This window comes from Promicromonospora sp. NPDC057488 (genome assembly GCF_042802395.1).
In the GTDB taxonomy this organism is placed as follows: domain Bacteria; phylum Actinomycetota; class Actinomycetes; order Actinomycetales; family Cellulomonadaceae; genus Promicromonospora.
The window spans coordinates 1-13,563 of the sequence record NZ_JBHVEG010000169.1; the positions used below are offsets into that span (position 1 = coordinate 1).

The following is a 13,563-nucleotide window of genomic DNA, read 5'->3' on the forward strand; positions in this document are numbered from 1 at the left end:
CCCCGGGAACCCGGGGCGCCGGCGCGGTCACCACATGCCCGCGGATCAGGCGGTCAGCCGGCCCGGCACGACACGTCCCGCTTGGGCAGCGAGCCGTCCACCAGGAACTTCGTGGTGGTCTCCAGCGCGCACGGGTTGTCGTGCAGCAGGTAGGCGCCGTGCCCGCTGTTGTCGACGGTCACCAGGCGCGACCGGTCGCCGAACGCCTCCCGGGTGCGCTGCGCGGCGGCCAGCGGCGTGGCCGGGTCGCGCTCGTTCTGCACGATCAGCACGTTCCGCTTGCCCTCCGGTGAGATCTCCGCCTGCTCGACGGGCTCGTACGGCCAGTAGGCGCACGGCGTGATGTTGGCCCCCGCGGCACCGAACATCGGGTACGCCGCCCGGTCCGCGGCCACGGTGTCCTTGTAGTGCTGCACGTCCTCGGCCCAGTCGGAGTCGTTGCAGCTCACCGCGAGGAACACCGTCAGGGCGTTGTCGAGCGCCCAGGGCTCCTCGGCGTCGGCCGCGGCGTCGGACCCGTCCGTCGCCGTCCCGTCGAGGGCGCCGCTCGGCGTACCCGCCGGCACGTCGGCCAGCTGCTCCTTGACCGCAGCCGCGTCGTCGGTCAGGACCGCCTCCCAGAGCTCGGCGATCCTGGGGTACCCCGCGGGGCTGTAGAGGGGCCCGAAGGTACCCATCCGGAAGAGCACGCCGTCGACGCCGGCCAGCGGCTCCTCGTCGAGCCGCTCGGCCAGCTCTAAGTAGGTGGCGCGGACCTGTGCCGGCGTACGCCCGAACCCGTAGGTGGCGTGCCGCTTGGCCGCCCACTTCGCGAAGTCGGGGAACGTCTCCTCCATGCCGGGACCCCACAGGCGGATGACGTCCTGGTTCAGGTGCGTGTCACCGATGTTGCTGTCCAGCACGACGCGGTCGGCCCGGTCAGGGAACATCGCGTCGTACGTGGCGCCGAGGCCGCTGCCGTAGGAGTAGCCCAGGAAGCTCGCCTTCTCCTCGCCCAGCGCGGCCCGGATCTGGTCCAGGTCGCGTGCCGTGTTGGGCGTGTTCAGGTGCCGCAGCAGCTCGGCGTCGGGCGACGAGGCGCACTGCTCGGCGATGCCCTCGACGACCTTCGCCTGCGCGTCGACCGCGGCCTCGTCCACCGCGTACGGCGGCAGGTTGCCGAAGTGCGGGGTCTCCGCGGTGAAGCCACAGCGGGCGGCCGTCGAGTGCCCGATGCCGCGGGTGTCCATGGCGATGATGTCGTAGGCGTCACGCACGCTCTTCGGCAGCCCCTTGGACGCCATCAGCGTCGACAGCGTGAGCCCCGAGCCCGACGGGCCGCCCGGGTTCAGCAGCAGGATGCCGCGGCGCTTCTCCGGGTCGGTGCTGGCCATCCGGGAGATCGTCAGGTCGATCTGCTCGCCCTCGGGCTCGGCGTAGTCCAGGGGCACCTGCACGGTGGCGCAGTCGAGCACGTACGGCGCGGCATCGACGACGACGTCCGTGGGACAGGCGCCCCACTCGGCCGGCGCCGGGACGGGCGCCTCCGCCACCGCGGACGCCGTCGTCGTGGCGGTCGTCGTCGTGGTGGCCCGGTCGTCGGCCATGGCGGGCAGGCCGGCGGCGGCACCCACCGACGCCACCAGGCCCACCGCCAGCGTCACGGCGACCCCGCGCCGCGCTCTGCTTCGGGGTGGCCGTGGCCACCTCTGGCCTCGCGGCCGGGACTCGTCGGGTACGGATGTGGCAGGCCCGTCGTCGTTCTGGGACGGCTTCGCGCGGTCTCGCATCGTGACCTTCCTCCGGCAGAGAGCTTCACCCCGGGGAGCAGCCGTCGTGCGAGTCGACCAGCCCCCGAGGTCGGTCCGACCAGTCTCGGCGCGGGGCTCGCGCGGCCCCAGTGACGAGCCGTCACCGGCGCTCGGGAGGATCGACGCACCGACGGGTGACATGTGTCATGCCACCCGCCGGTGCCGGGCCCCCTCCGGCGGACCGGGTGCAGGTCGCCCCCCGGCTCCCCGGCTTTCGATCACAAGTCATCGAGGTTACGGTCGAGAGGAGTCAGACGCGGCTCAGCAGCGCATCACGCAGGGGGAGGCTGCACGGATGACCGCGGAACGCAACGAGCTCGTGGACGCGATGGCGGCGGCCGGCGTGCCGATGGACGATGCCCGGGACATGACCGTCGCCGAGCTGCTCCTGGAGCAGCACGAGGAGACCGTCCCGGTCATCGCGAGCTGGATCCGCCGCGCCTATGTCGCCGGCGCGGTCGACGCGGTGCCCGACGAGGACGTGACGCGTCCGGGCTGACGCGCCCTCCGTGGCGAGCGCCGGCCCGTGACCTCACCAGGACGTCCGCACGTACACCAGGGTCTGCTCCAGCTCGCCGAACCCGTAGGAGTCCTTCTCCTGCAGCCGCTCCATGTCCGCGCGGTCGTGCTCGGTCCACACCACCCGGCTCCCGGCGCCCGCGGCGTCCAGCCACGAGACCCCGTCCGCCTCGGGCCCGAGCGTGGTCAGGGCCGGCACGGCCACTCCGTCCTTCGGTTCCAGCCGCAGGAAGTAGATGTGCACGCCGTCGGCCCAGAGGATGCCGTCGTCGAACGCGCCGACCGTCCACCCGGCGTCCTCCCGCACGACCGTGGCCTCCCGCGAGCCCGTGTCGAGCGCCACCATCCACTGGCCGATCTCGAACATCAGCGTGTCGCCGGACAGGTACGCGTAGTGGTTCCACGCGGTGTCCTGGTCGAGGCGCACGAGGTCGCGCAGGCCGGATCCGGCCGAGAGCAGTCCGATCGTGCTGGGTCCCTCGGCGGGGTTGCGGGACACGACGACGCCGTCCTCGCCGTCGGAGATCGCGCACACGTCCGTGACCACGTCGCGGGCGACGTCGGCGTCGGGTGCGTCCAGGTCGACCAGGTCGACGGACCCCACGCACCGGTCCGCCGCACCGAAGCCGTCCTCCGTGAGCTGCAGGATCGCGAGCGTGTGCCCGCCCGCGGCGACCTTCCAGAAGCTCCGTGCGGGGTCCGGCTCGTAGCGCGCGACGGTCCGGACCTCGCCGTCCGGCCCCTGCACCTTGATCACGGCCGGCTCGGTATCGTCGAGCTGTCCCTCGCCCCAGGCGACATGCGTGTCGGTGAGGACCGGGCTGCCGACACCCTCGTAGGCACGCGGCTCGGCGTCGGCGCCGGACGGGTCGGACGGTTCGGGCGCGCCGGTCGAGAGCTGCCAGTGCTCCAGGACGGAGCCGCCCGACCCGGTGGCCACGGGCCGCGCCAGCGCGGTGACCGGCTCGGACCCCGGGCCGACGTCGGGCCGGGCCAGTGCGGCGAGCAGCGTGCCGTCGCGACGGACCGCGAACGGGACGTTGGGATCGATCCCGATGAAGGTCCCGACCATGATCTTCGGCGGGGTGCCGAGGCCCACCCGGTGCTCGGTGACGTAGTCGACGCACTCGACCGCGGGACGGGCGTCGTCTGCGTCGAGCGCCCGGACGATCGTGTAGTCACCGGTCGGGGCGTCCGCGGGTACCGGGATCGTCCCGGTCGCGTCCGGCGTGGGGAGATCCTGGCCGGCGCAGCCGGGCACTGCGGCCGCCATCTCGGGGATGTCGAGATCGCCCAGCCCGACGGCGTCGTCCTGCCCGGTCACCGCGTCCTCGTCCCGGACCGGGGCGTCGTCGCGGTCCGCGTCGACCGAGGGCAGGCCGAACGTCTCGACGAGCCAGCGGTGTGCCGGGCTCGTCACGGCGTCCAGCACCGGCATGCCGACCGGACCGTGCACGACCAGGCCGAGGAACGCGCACACCGCGACCGCGGCCGCGCCGAGCGCGACGTTGCGGCGCGCCTGCCGCGCCGCCACGGCCTTGCTCCGGGTCAGCGTCTCGTGCCCGTCGAACACCGGCTCGTCGACGGCCTCCGGGTCGACGTCGGTCAGGAGCGAGCGGAGCCGGTCGAGGCCCCGGGAGCTCGCGGCCTTGACGGTGCCGACCGATCGCCCGATCTCGCGGGCGACCTCCGCCTCCGGCAGGTCGAGGATGTGCCGCAGCACCACGACCCGGCGCTGCTGCGGCGAGAGGCTCCCCAGCGCGCGGGCGAGCTCGTCCCGGAGCGCCACCTGCACGGCGTGGTCCTCCTCGTGCGCTACCGGGAGGCTGTCGTCACCAGGGGTGTCGGTCAGCCGCGTCCGGCGCCACGTGTCGGTCCTGAGGTTGACCAGCACCTTCCGCGCGTACGCGCGCGGGCTCCCCGCCCGGGCCGCGTCCCAGCGCCGGTAGACACGCTCGAAGGTGCCCTGGACCAGGTCCTCGGCCGCGGCGCGCTCGCCGACCAGGAAGAACGCCGTCCGGTACAGGTACGGGCCCTCGGCCTCCACGAACGCGACGAACTCCTCGTCCCGCGACCGGCCGCCCACCCGGACCTCGACCCGTCTTCCCAAGAGTGTCTCCATGCCCCTACCCACGCGCCGGAACGCTCGCAGGTTGAGACCGTACGCCCGATGCCGTCGTCGGGCCCTGGTCCGCCCATGACGACGCCCCGGCTCCCATGAGGGTGCCGGGGCGTGCGTTATTGCTGTTCAGAGCATCGGGTCAGACGTTGAAGCCCAACATCCGCAGCTGCTCCTTGCCGTCGTCCGTGATCTTCTCCGGACCCCACGGTGGCATCCAGACCCAGTTCACGCGGAACCCGTCCACGAGGCCCTCGAGCGCCTGGGCGCTCTGGTCCTCGATGACGTCGGTCAGCGGGCAGGCCGCCGACGTGAGCGTCATGTCGATGGTCGCGTGGTTGTTCTGGTCCACCTGGATGCCGTAGATCAGGCCCAGGTCCACGACGTTGATCCCCAGCTCGGGGTCGATCACGTCACGCATGGCCTCCTCGACGTCCACCACGGTGGTGGGCGAAGGGCCAACACCCTCGGCCGGAGCGGCCGGGGCATCCTGCCCGACGTCGGTGCTCGCCTCAGTCATCGGTCTCTCCTCAGCTCGTGGCCAGCGCGCCGCTGCGCGCCAGCGAGTCCTTGAGCGCCGCCCAGCCGAGCAGCGCGCACTTGATCCGGGCGGGGTACTGCGACACGCCCGTGAAGGCGGTCGCGTCGCCGAGGGCGTCCTCGGCGTCGTCGTCGCCCAGGCCCTTGCCGCGGGACGACATCAGGTCGTGGAACAGGCCGTCGAGCCGCGCCACCTCGGCGAGGTCCGCGCCCTCGACCAGCGACGTCATGACCGACACGGACGCCTGCGAGATGGAGCATCCCTGCCCCTCCCAGGAGACGCCCGCCACGGAACCCTCCGGCGTGACGTCGACCCGGAGGGTCACCTCGTCACCGCACGTCGGGTTCACCTGGTGCGACTCCCCCGCGAGGTGCCCCTCCACGGAGGCGACGTCGACGAGCCCGCGGCCCACCGGGTGCTTCGCGTGGTCCAGGATCACCTGCTGGTACATCTGCTCGAGCGTGCTCACGACGCTGCCTTTCTAGATCTCACCGCGACAGATCTCATGGACGAGATCACTCTGCTCCGAAGAACGCGCGGACCCCCGCCAACGCTTCCCGGAACGCCACAACTTCTTCGACCGTCGTGTAGACCGACGCCGACGCGCGCGCCGTGGCGGCCACGCCGAACCGGCGGTGCAGCGGCTGCGCGCAGTGGTGGCCCACCCGCACGGCGATGCCCTTGTCGTCCAGCACCTGCCCGACGTCGTGCGCGTGCACGCCGTCGACCACGAACGAGACCACGGCGAGCCGGTCGGCGGTGTCGAGCGGGCCGATCACCCGCACGCCCGGGATGTCGGCGATCTTCAGCATCTCGGCCGCGAGCTCGGTCTCGTGCCGGGCCACGCCCGCCATACCGAGCTCACCGAGGTACTCCGCCGCGCAGCCCATGCCGACGGCCTGGGCGACCATCTGGGTGCCCGCCTCGAAGCGCTGCGGCGGCGGCGCGTACGTGGTGGACTCCATGGTCACGACCTCGACCATGGACCCGCCGGTCACCGTCGGCGGCATGGCCTCCAGCAGCTCGCGCCGCCCGTACAGGGCGCCGACGCCGGTGGGGCCGAGCATCTTGTGGCCGCTGAACGCGGCGAAGTCGACGTCGAGCGCGTGCAGGTCCACGGGCATGTTCGGCACGGACTGGCAGGCGTCGAGCACGGTGAGCGCCCCGACCCGCTTGGCCGCCGCCACGAGCGTGGCCACGGGCGCGATCGCTCCGGTCACGTTCGACACGTGCCCGAAGGCCAGCACCTTGGTCCGCTCCGTCAGGATCGAGTCGAGGTCCGAGAGGTCGAGCCGGCCGTCGTCGGCCACCGGGATCCAGCGCAGGACGGCGCCCGTGCGGGCGCACAGCTCCTGCCACGGCACGAGGTTGGCGTGGTGCTCGGCCTCGGTGACCACGATCTCGTCGCCCGGCGCCAGCCGGAACCGCGCGGCGGCCTCTCCCCCGCGACCCAGGGTCGCGTTGGAGAAGGCGTACGCGACGACGTTGATCGCCGCGGTCGCGCCCGGCTGCCAGACGATCTCGCCCTCGTCGGCACCCACGAACGCGGCCACGGCCGCGCGCGCCTGCTCGAACGCCTCGGTGGCCTCCTCCGCGAGCTGGTGCGCGCCGCGGTGGACCGCGGCGTTGCGCTGCTCGTAGAAGTCCACCTCGGTGTCCAGCACCACCTGGGGTTTCTGGGAGGTGGCGGCGGAGTCCAGGTACACGAGGGGCTGACCACCCCGCACCGTGCGCTCGAGCAGCGGGAAGTCCGCCCGGACGGCGGCGAGCTCGGTGGTGGAGAGCGAGCCGGTCTCGGCGGGCTGCAGCGCCGGGTCGCCCGGTCGCACGGTGGTGGTGGTCATCTTGTCTCCTCGAAGTGCCTCAGCGGTCGGTCAGGCCGTGGCCGTCGCGTTCGCGCCGACGTACTTGTCGTAGCCCTCTTCCTCGAGGCGGTCGGCCAGCTCGGAGCCGCCCTCCTCGGCGATCTTGCCGTCGACGAAGACGTGCACGAAGTCGGGCTTGATGTAGCGCAGGATGCGCGTGTAGTGCGTGATGAGCAGAACGCCGACCTCGGTGTTCTCCTTGGCGCGGTTCACGCCCTCCGACACGATGCGCAGCGCGTCGACGTCGAGGCCCGAGTCGGTCTCGTCGAGGATGGCGAAGCGCGGCTTGAAGAGCTCCATCTGCAGGATCTCGTGGCGCTTCTTCTCACCGCCGGAGAAGCCCTCGTTCACGGAGCGCTCGGCGAAGGCCGGGTCCATGCGGAGGTTCTCCATCGCGCCCTTGACCTCCTTGCCCCAGGTGCGCAGGGCGGGGGCGGTGCCGTCGATGGCGGTCTTGGCGGTCCGCAGGAAGTTCGCGACGGAGACGCCGGTGACCTCGACCGGGTACTGCATGGCCAGGAACAGACCGGCGCGGGCGCGCTGGTCGACGGTCATCTCCAGCAGGTTCTCGCCGTCGAGCGTGACGGTGCCCGAGGTGACGGTGTACTTGGGGTGGCCGGCGAGCGCCGAGGCCAGGGTGGACTTGCCCGAGCCGTTGGGGCCCATGATCGCGTGGGTCTCACCGCTGGCGATCGTCAGGTCGACGCCGCGCAGGATCGGCTTGGGGCCTTCCTTGGTCTCGACGCTGACATGCAGGTCGCGGATCTCGAGGGTGGGCATATCTGTTACTCCAGGGTTGCGGAAGTCAGTGGTTCAGGAGACGGGGACGGTCACGTCGATGTCGACGAGCACGCGCTCGCCGTCGACGGTCACCGGGTAGACGGGCACGGGGCGCACAGCCGGGAGCTGCACGGGCATGCCGGTCCGCAGGTCGAACTGGGAACCGTGCAGCCAGCACTCCACGAGGCAGCCCTCGACCTCGCCGTCGGACAGCGAGACGGCGCCGTGCGAGCAGATGTCCGAGACGGCGTGGAAGTTGCCGTCGGCGTCGCGGGCCACCGCGACCGGGACCGGGGCGCCGTCGGCGCCGTCGAGCTCCACGAGCATCGCCTCCTCCGGTCCCAGGTCGTCGGTCATGCAGGCCAGCTGCGCGGTCATGCGGTCGGAGCCTCGGCCGGTGCCCCGGTGATGACGCTCATCGACTTCTCCAGCTCGGCCTCGATGGAGGCGAGCAGGCGCTCCTCGACCGACGGGACGCCGATCTCGTGGATGAGCTCGGCGAAGAAGCCGCGCACGACGAGCCGGCGGGCCTCGATCTCGGGGATGCCCCGGGCCTGGAGGTAGAAGAGCTGCTCGTCGTCGAAGCGGCCGGTGGCGCTGGCGTGGCCGGCGCCGGCGATCTCGCCGGTCTCGATCTCGAGGTTCGGCACCGAGTCAGCGCGCGCGCCGTCCGTGAGGACCAGGTTGCGGTTGAGCTCGTAGGTGTCGGTGTTCTCGGCGTTCGCGCGGATCAGCACGTCGCCAACCCACACGGTGTGCGCGCCGGAGCCCTGCAGGGCGCCCTTGTAGGTCACGCGGGACTTGCACTCCGGCACCGCGTGGTCCACGAAGAGGCGGTGCTCCTGGTGCTGGTCGGTGTCCGCGAAGTACAGACCCACCATCTCGACGTCGCCGCCCTCGGCGGTGAACTCGGCGTCCGGCGTGATGCGCACGACGTCGCCGCCGAACGTCACCACGACGTGCTTGAGCTTGGCGTCGCGGCCCAGGCGGGCGCGGTGCGAGGAGGCGTGCACGGCACCCTCGGCCCAGTCCTGGACGCTGACGACGGTCAGGTGCGCGCCGTCCTCGACCACGATCTCGACGGTCTCGGCGAGCGAGCCGACGCCGTTGTGGTCGATGACCACGACGGCCTCGGAGTGCCGCTCGGCGCGGACCAGCACGTGGGCGGCGGTCGCGTCCGTGGACACGCCGGTCAGCCGCACGGAGGTGACGTCGGAGGCCACGGCCTCGGCCGGCACCGTCACGACGGTGGCCTGCTCGAAGGCGTTCCACGCGGTGACGGCGGTGCGGTCGCCGGGCTTGCCGGCGGTGCCCAGGCGGGCGTCGTCGCGGGCGACGGTCTCCACCTTGACCTCGGGGGCGGCGGTCACCTCGACGGTGACGCCGGAGGAGCCCAGGTCCGCCTGGAACAGCGGCTGGAGGCGGTCGGCCGGGGAGAAGCGCCACTCCTCCTCGCGCCCGTTGGGCACGGGGATGTCCTCCAGGGAGAAGGACGTGAGGCGCTCGGCGCGTGAGCCCTGGGGCTTGACGACGCCGTGGGAGTGGGCGCCGTCGGCAACAGCGCGCGTGTGATCGGTCGTGAGAGTCATGTCAGCCGACGGACCCTTCCATCTGCAGCTCGATGAGGCGGTTGAGCTCGAGTGCGTACTCCATGGGCAGCTCGCGCGCGATGGGCTCGACGAACCCGCGCACGATCATGGCCATGGCCTCGGTCTCCTCCATACCCCGGGACATGAGGTAGAACAGCTGGTCCTCGCTCACCCGCGAGACCGTGGCCTCGTGACCCATGGACACGTCGTCCTCGCGGACGTCCACGTACGGGTAGGTGTCGCTGCGGGAGATCTGGTCCACCAGCAGCGCGTCGCAGAGGACGTTGGACGCGGAGTGGGAGGCGCCCTCGAGCACCTGCACCAGACCGCGGTACGACGTGCGGCCGCCGCCGCGCGCCACGGACTTGCTGACGATCGACGACGACGTGTTCGGTGCCGCGTGGACCATCTTGGCGCCGGCGTCCTGGTGCTGGCCCTCGCCCGCGAAGGCGATGGACAGCGTCTCGCCGCGGGCGTGCTCGCCCAGCAGGTAGATCGCCGGGTACTTCATGGTGACCTTCGAGCCGATGTTGCCGTCGACCCACTCCATGGTGGCGCCCTCGGCCGCGGTGGCCCGCTTGGTCACCAGGTTGTAGACGTTGTTCGACCAGTTCTGGATCGTCGTGTAGCGCACGCGGGCGTTCTTCTTGACGACGATCTCGACGACGGCCGAGTGCAGGGAGTCCGACGTGTAGATCGGCGCCGTGCAGCCCTCGACGTAGTGCACGTAGCTGCCCTCGTCGGCGATGATCAGCGTGCGCTCGAACTGGCCCATGTTCTCGGTGTTGATCCGGAAGTAGGCCTGCAGCGGGATCTCCACGTGCACGCCCGGCGGCACGTAGACGAACGAGCCGCCCGACCACACGGACGAGTTCAGCGCGGCGAACTTGTTGTCGCCCGACGGGATGACCGTGCCGAAGTACTCCTGGAAGAGCTCCGGGTAGTCGCGCAGGCCGGTGTCGGTGTCGACGAAGATGACGCCCTGCTCCTCCAGGTCCTCACGGATCTGGTGGTAGACGACCTCGGACTCGTACTGCGCGGCGACACCCGCGACGAGGCGCTGCTTCTCCGCCTCCGGGATGCCGAGCCGGTCGTACGTGGCCTTGATGTCCTCGGGCAGCTCCTCCCAGGAGGTGGCCTGCTTCTCCGTGGACCGCACGAAGTACTTGATCTTGTCGAAGTCGATGCCCGACAGGTCGGAGCCCCAGTTCGGCATGGGCTTCTTGCCGAACAGGCGCAGGGCCTTGAGCCGCTGGTTCAGCATCCACTCGGGCTCGTTCTTCAGAGCCGAGATGTTGCGGACAACCTCTTCGCTCAGGCCGCGCTGCGCGGACATGCCCGCGGCGTCGCTGTCGTGCCAGCCGTACTCGTACGAGCCGATGCTGGCGATGATCTCATCGTCGGAGCGCTGCTCTGGCGCTTGCGTTTCTGCGCTCATCACTTTCCTTCGGTGGGGGTCGTCGCGGGGAAGGACCTCGGGACGCCCGCGCCCTGGTGGGCGGAGACGTTCACGGGGATGTTGGTCGTGCAAGCATGTGCGCCACCGGCGATGGTCGCCAGCCGCTGGACGTGCGAGCCCAGCAGCTCGCTGAACGCGCGGGCCTCCTGCTCGCACAGCTCGGGGAACTCCTCGGCCACGTGCTGGACCGGGCAGTGCCCCTGGCAGAGCTGGACCGCGGGCGCCACGACACCGGCCGTAGGGCCGGTCAGCGGGGCGGGCACGGGACGTACGGAGGCGGCGTAGCCGTCGGCCGACAGGAGCTGGACGAGCTGTGCGGCCCGGCCCTCGGCATCGGGAGCGGTCAGGTGCGGCGCATAGCTGCGCGTCACGGCGTCGAACCGCTCCTTGGCGAAACCCGCCACGGCCGCGCTGCCGCCCGTCTCCTTGAGGAACCGCAGCACCTGCCGGGCGATCTCCTGGTAGCCGCCGGCCAGCTCGGACTGGCCGCCGCTGGTGACCACGTACCGGCGGGCGGGCCGCCCACGGCGCGGAGCGCCCGACGGCGTCGCCTCGTGGACGGTGATCTTGCCGTCCTCCTCCAGGAGGCCGAGGTGCCGGCGCACGGCCGGGGCGGTGAGGCCCAGGACGGTGGCCAGCGCGCCCGCCGTGACCGGACCACTGGAGGCGACGAGCTCGAGCACGCGGCGTCGCGTGGTGCCGTCGGTCTCGTGGCTCGCCGGGTGGCTCACGGCGTGGCCGGCGGACACCTGTGCTGTCGCGCTCATGCTGGTCACCTCCTTGTCCGTCGGTCCGGGGCAGACTTCACCCGGGGTGCACGCCTTCGTAGACGCCAATGCTTTTGAGAACATCCTTGTTCCCTAATTCGAGATGCGCAAGGAAGGCGACCCTCAGTTAGGGCGGATCGCGACACATCTCACACGCTCGGTCCACGCCCAGGTCACGCCCGACGACGCGGCCGGTGCGCGCCGCCGCCTACGATTGTGCGGTGCCCCTGTCCGACGCGCCCGCGATCGACCCCGCCCAGGCGGCCACCGCGAGCGCCGCCACAGCCAGCCCCGCCGGTGCCGACCACGAGGTCGCCGTCCAGGTGCGCGGGCTCGTCAAACGCTACGACGGCCGCGCCGTCGTGGACGGCCTCGACCTGGTCGCCCGCCGCGGCGCCGTCACCGCCGTCCTCGGCCCCAACGGCGCCGGCAAGACGACGACGATCGAGTGCTGCGAGGGCCTGCGCTCCCCCGACGGCGGCACCGTGCGTGTGCTGGGCCACGACCCGGTCTCCGACGCCCGCGCGCTGCGCCCGCGGGTCGGCGTCATGCTGCAGGACGGCGGCCTGCCCACCGGGGTGCGCGCGCTGGAGCTGCTGCGGCACGTCGCCGCCATGTACGCGACACCGCGTCCGGTGGACGAGCTCGCCGAGCGCCTCGGCCTGCACGGCTTTGCGCGCACCACGGTGCGCCGCCTGTCGGGCGGGCAGCGCCAGCGGGTCGCGCTCGCCGCGGCGGTGGTCGGACGGCCCGACGTCGTCTTCCTCGACGAGCCGAGCGCGGGCATGGACCCGCAGAGCCGGCGCGCCGTCTGGGACCTGGTGCGCGAGCTGCGGGCCGACGGCGTGGCGATCGTGCTGACCACGCACCTCATGGACGAGGCCGCCGACCTGGCCGACCACGTGCACGTCGTGGACCACGGCCGCGTGATCGCGTCGGGCAGCGTCCGCGACCTGACCGACGGCGCCGGTGCGGGGCCGAGCTCGATCCGCGTCGAGGCGGCCGCGGGGCTGGACCTGACGGGGCTGAAGGCCGGGCTCCAGGGCTCCTGGGCCGTAAGCGAGAGCGAGGCGGGCGTCTACACGCTGACCGGGGCCGTGGACCCGGCGGCCGTCGCGACTGTGACCGGCTGGCTCGCCGAACGGGGCGTGCTCGCCCGGTCGGTCACCACCGGCAGCCGCACCCTCGAGGACGTGTTCCTCGACCTGACGGGGAGGAACCTGCGATGAGCGCGCCCACACTGCGGGCCGAGCCGGCCGCCGCGCCGGTCGTGCGGCGGATCGCGGCCCAGGCATCCTTCGAGACGCGCGCGATCCTGCGCAACGGCGAGCAGCTGCTCGTGACGATCGTGCTGCCCGTGCTGGTGCTGTTCGCGCTGGTGCGCACGTCGTTCATCGACCTGGACACGCACGGGTTCTCCCGGGTCGACTTCGTGACGCCCGGGGTGCTCGCGCTGGCCGTCATGTCGACGGCGTTCACGTCGCAGGCGATCGCCACGGCGTTCGACCGGCGCAACGGCGTGCTGCGCCTGATGGCCACCACGCCGCTCGGCCGGTCCGGGCTGCTGGCCGGCAAGGTGCTCGGCGTGCTCGCCGTCGAGGTGGTGCAGGTGGTCGTCATCTGCGGCGTCGCCGTGGCGCTCGGCTGGCGGCCGGAGCTGGGCGCGCTGCCCGCCGTCGTCGGCGCGGGGCTGCTGGGGACCGCCGCGTTCACCGCCCTGGCCCTGCTGCTGGCCGGGACCCTGCGCGCCGAGGGCGTGCTGGCCGTGGCCAACCTGGTGCTCGTGCTGCTCACCGTGGGGGGCGGTGTGCTGCTGCCGGCGCAGCAGCTCGCGGGGCCCCTGTCGCACGTGGCGGTGCTGCTGCCGTCCGGCGCGCTGGGCGAGGCGATGCGCGGCGCGCTGCTGTACGGCGCCGTGCCGCCGTTCTCCGTGGTGGTGCTGCTGGCCTGGACCGCGGCGCTGGGCGCGGGCGCGGCCCGGCTCTTCCGCTGGCACTGACCCTTTTCGGCTGGCGCTGACCTCTTCGGCTGGCGCTGGCAGTTTCGCGGCTGGCGGTCGGCAGTCCGCCCCCGCCAGTTCGGCAGTCTGCCCGTGGGGTCGGCAGTTGGCATCGAGGTCGGCACAGGGCTGTGC

The 13,563-nt window shown here is 72.2% G+C and carries 13 protein-coding genes; 3 read left to right on the forward strand and 10 right to left on the reverse strand.

The features are described from left to right. Nucleotides 1-53: 53 nt before the first annotated feature. Nucleotides 54-1,643, reverse strand: coding sequence for an alpha/beta hydrolase (locus tag ACFU5G_RS24480; RefSeq protein WP_377250644.1), 1,590 nt, complete (start codon nt 1,641-1,643; stop codon nt 54-56). A 442-nt stretch (nt 1,644-2,085) separates the two neighbouring features. Here ACFU5G_RS24480 and ACFU5G_RS24485 point away from each other — a divergent pair, with 442 nt between their 5' ends. Continuing rightward, a complete protein-coding gene (locus ACFU5G_RS24485; protein ID WP_377250646.1) occupies nt 2,086-2,289 on the forward strand; it encodes a hypothetical protein in 204 nt (67 codons plus the stop codon). A 33-nt stretch (nt 2,290-2,322) separates the two neighbouring features. Here ACFU5G_RS24485 and ACFU5G_RS24490 read toward each other — a convergent pair whose 3' ends face one another. The 9 genes from ACFU5G_RS24490 to ACFU5G_RS24530 form a co-directional block, all read right to left on the reverse strand. Next, nucleotides 2,323-4,419: a SigE family RNA polymerase sigma factor gene (locus ACFU5G_RS24490; protein WP_377250648.1), complete on the reverse strand. Its 2,097-nt coding sequence runs from the start codon at nt 4,417-4,419 to the stop codon at nt 2,323-2,325. A gap of 151 nt (nt 4,420-4,570) precedes the next feature. Then, the gene (locus ACFU5G_RS24495) at nt 4,571-4,948 is read right to left on the reverse strand and encodes a metal-sulfur cluster assembly factor (protein ID WP_020012947.1); all 378 of its coding nucleotides are present in this window, start codon (nt 4,946-4,948) and stop codon (nt 4,571-4,573) included. Nucleotides 4,949-4,958: 10 nt separating this feature from the next. Beyond that, nucleotides 4,959-5,438: a Fe-S cluster assembly sulfur transfer protein SufU gene (gene sufU, locus ACFU5G_RS24500; protein WP_377236855.1), complete on the reverse strand. Its 480-nt coding sequence runs from the start codon at nt 5,436-5,438 to the stop codon at nt 4,959-4,961. Nucleotides 5,439-5,484: 46 nt separating this feature from the next. Beyond that, entirely contained in the window at nt 5,485-6,813 is a 1,329-nt protein-coding gene (locus tag ACFU5G_RS24505) for a cysteine desulfurase (RefSeq protein WP_377250651.1), read from the reverse strand. Between the two features lie 30 nt (nt 6,814-6,843). Continuing rightward, a complete protein-coding gene (gene sufC / locus ACFU5G_RS24510; RefSeq protein ID WP_377250654.1) occupies nt 6,844-7,614 on the reverse strand; it encodes a Fe-S cluster assembly ATPase SufC in 771 nt (256 codons plus the stop codon). A gap of 33 nt (nt 7,615-7,647) precedes the next feature. Next, entirely contained in the window at nt 7,648-7,992 is a 345-nt protein-coding gene (locus tag ACFU5G_RS24515; RefSeq protein WP_036960045.1) for a non-heme iron oxygenase ferredoxin subunit, read from the reverse strand. Continuing rightward, the gene (gene sufD / locus ACFU5G_RS24520) at nt 7,989-9,203 is read right to left on the reverse strand and encodes a Fe-S cluster assembly protein SufD (protein ID WP_377250656.1); all 1,215 of its coding nucleotides are present in this window, start codon (nt 9,201-9,203) and stop codon (nt 7,989-7,991) included. The genes ACFU5G_RS24515 and sufD overlap by 4 nt, the downstream gene beginning before the upstream one ends. A 1-nt stretch (nt 9,204) precedes the next feature. Beyond that, complete coding sequence (gene sufB, locus ACFU5G_RS24525; protein WP_377250658.1) at nt 9,205-10,641, reverse strand: Fe-S cluster assembly protein SufB; 1,437 nt, start codon at nt 10,639-10,641, stop codon at nt 9,205-9,207. Further along, complete coding sequence (locus tag ACFU5G_RS24530; RefSeq protein WP_377250661.1) at nt 10,641-11,429, reverse strand: helix-turn-helix transcriptional regulator; 789 nt, start codon at nt 11,427-11,429, stop codon at nt 10,641-10,643. Before ACFU5G_RS24530 ends, sufB begins: the two co-directional genes overlap by 1 nt. Before the next feature lie 221 nt (nt 11,430-11,650). On the opposite strand from ACFU5G_RS24530, the gene ACFU5G_RS24535 reads away from it, so the two are divergent. Both ACFU5G_RS24535 and ACFU5G_RS24540 read left to right on the forward strand, forming a co-directional pair. Further along, nucleotides 11,651-12,658, forward strand: a complete 1,008-nt coding sequence (locus ACFU5G_RS24535) for an ABC transporter ATP-binding protein (RefSeq protein WP_377250663.1) — start codon at nt 11,651-11,653, stop codon at nt 12,656-12,658. Then, nucleotides 12,655-13,428, forward strand: coding sequence for an ABC transporter permease (locus ACFU5G_RS24540; protein ID WP_377250666.1), 774 nt, complete (start codon nt 12,655-12,657; stop codon nt 13,426-13,428). The genes ACFU5G_RS24535 and ACFU5G_RS24540 overlap by 4 nt, the downstream gene beginning before the upstream one ends. The last annotated feature ends 135 nt before the right edge of the window (nt 13,429-13,563 follow it).

Bases quoted from the DNA above. Each gene is read 5' to 3' on its own strand.
- sufD (WP_377250656.1), bottom strand. From the start codon at position 9,203: ATGACTCTCACGACCGATCACACGCGCGCTGTTGCCGACGGCGCCCAC.
- ACFU5G_RS24485 (WP_377250646.1), top strand. From the start codon at position 2,086: ATGACCGCGGAACGCAACGAGCTCGTGGACGCGATGGCGGCGGCCGGC.
- ACFU5G_RS24495 (WP_020012947.1), bottom strand. From the start codon at position 4,948: ATGACTGAGGCGAGCACCGACGTCGGGCAGGATGCCCCGGCCGCTCCG.
- ACFU5G_RS24505 (WP_377250651.1), bottom strand. From the start codon at position 6,813: ATGACCACCACCACCGTGCGACCGGGCGACCCGGCGCTGCAGCCCGCC.
- ACFU5G_RS24540 (WP_377250666.1), top strand. From the start codon at position 12,655: ATGAGCGCGCCCACACTGCGGGCCGAGCCGGCCGCCGCGCCGGTCGTG.
- sufC (WP_377250654.1), bottom strand. From the start codon at position 7,614: ATGCCCACCCTCGAGATCCGCGACCTGCATGTCAGCGTCGAGACCAAG.
- sufB (WP_377250658.1), bottom strand. From the start codon at position 10,641: ATGAGCGCAGAAACGCAAGCGCCAGAGCAGCGCTCCGACGATGAGATC.
- ACFU5G_RS24515 (WP_036960045.1), bottom strand. From the start codon at position 7,992: ATGACCGCGCAGCTGGCCTGCATGACCGACGACCTGGGACCGGAGGAG.
- ACFU5G_RS24530 (WP_377250661.1), bottom strand. From the start codon at position 11,429: ATGAGCGCGACAGCACAGGTGTCCGCCGGCCACGCCGTGAGCCACCCG.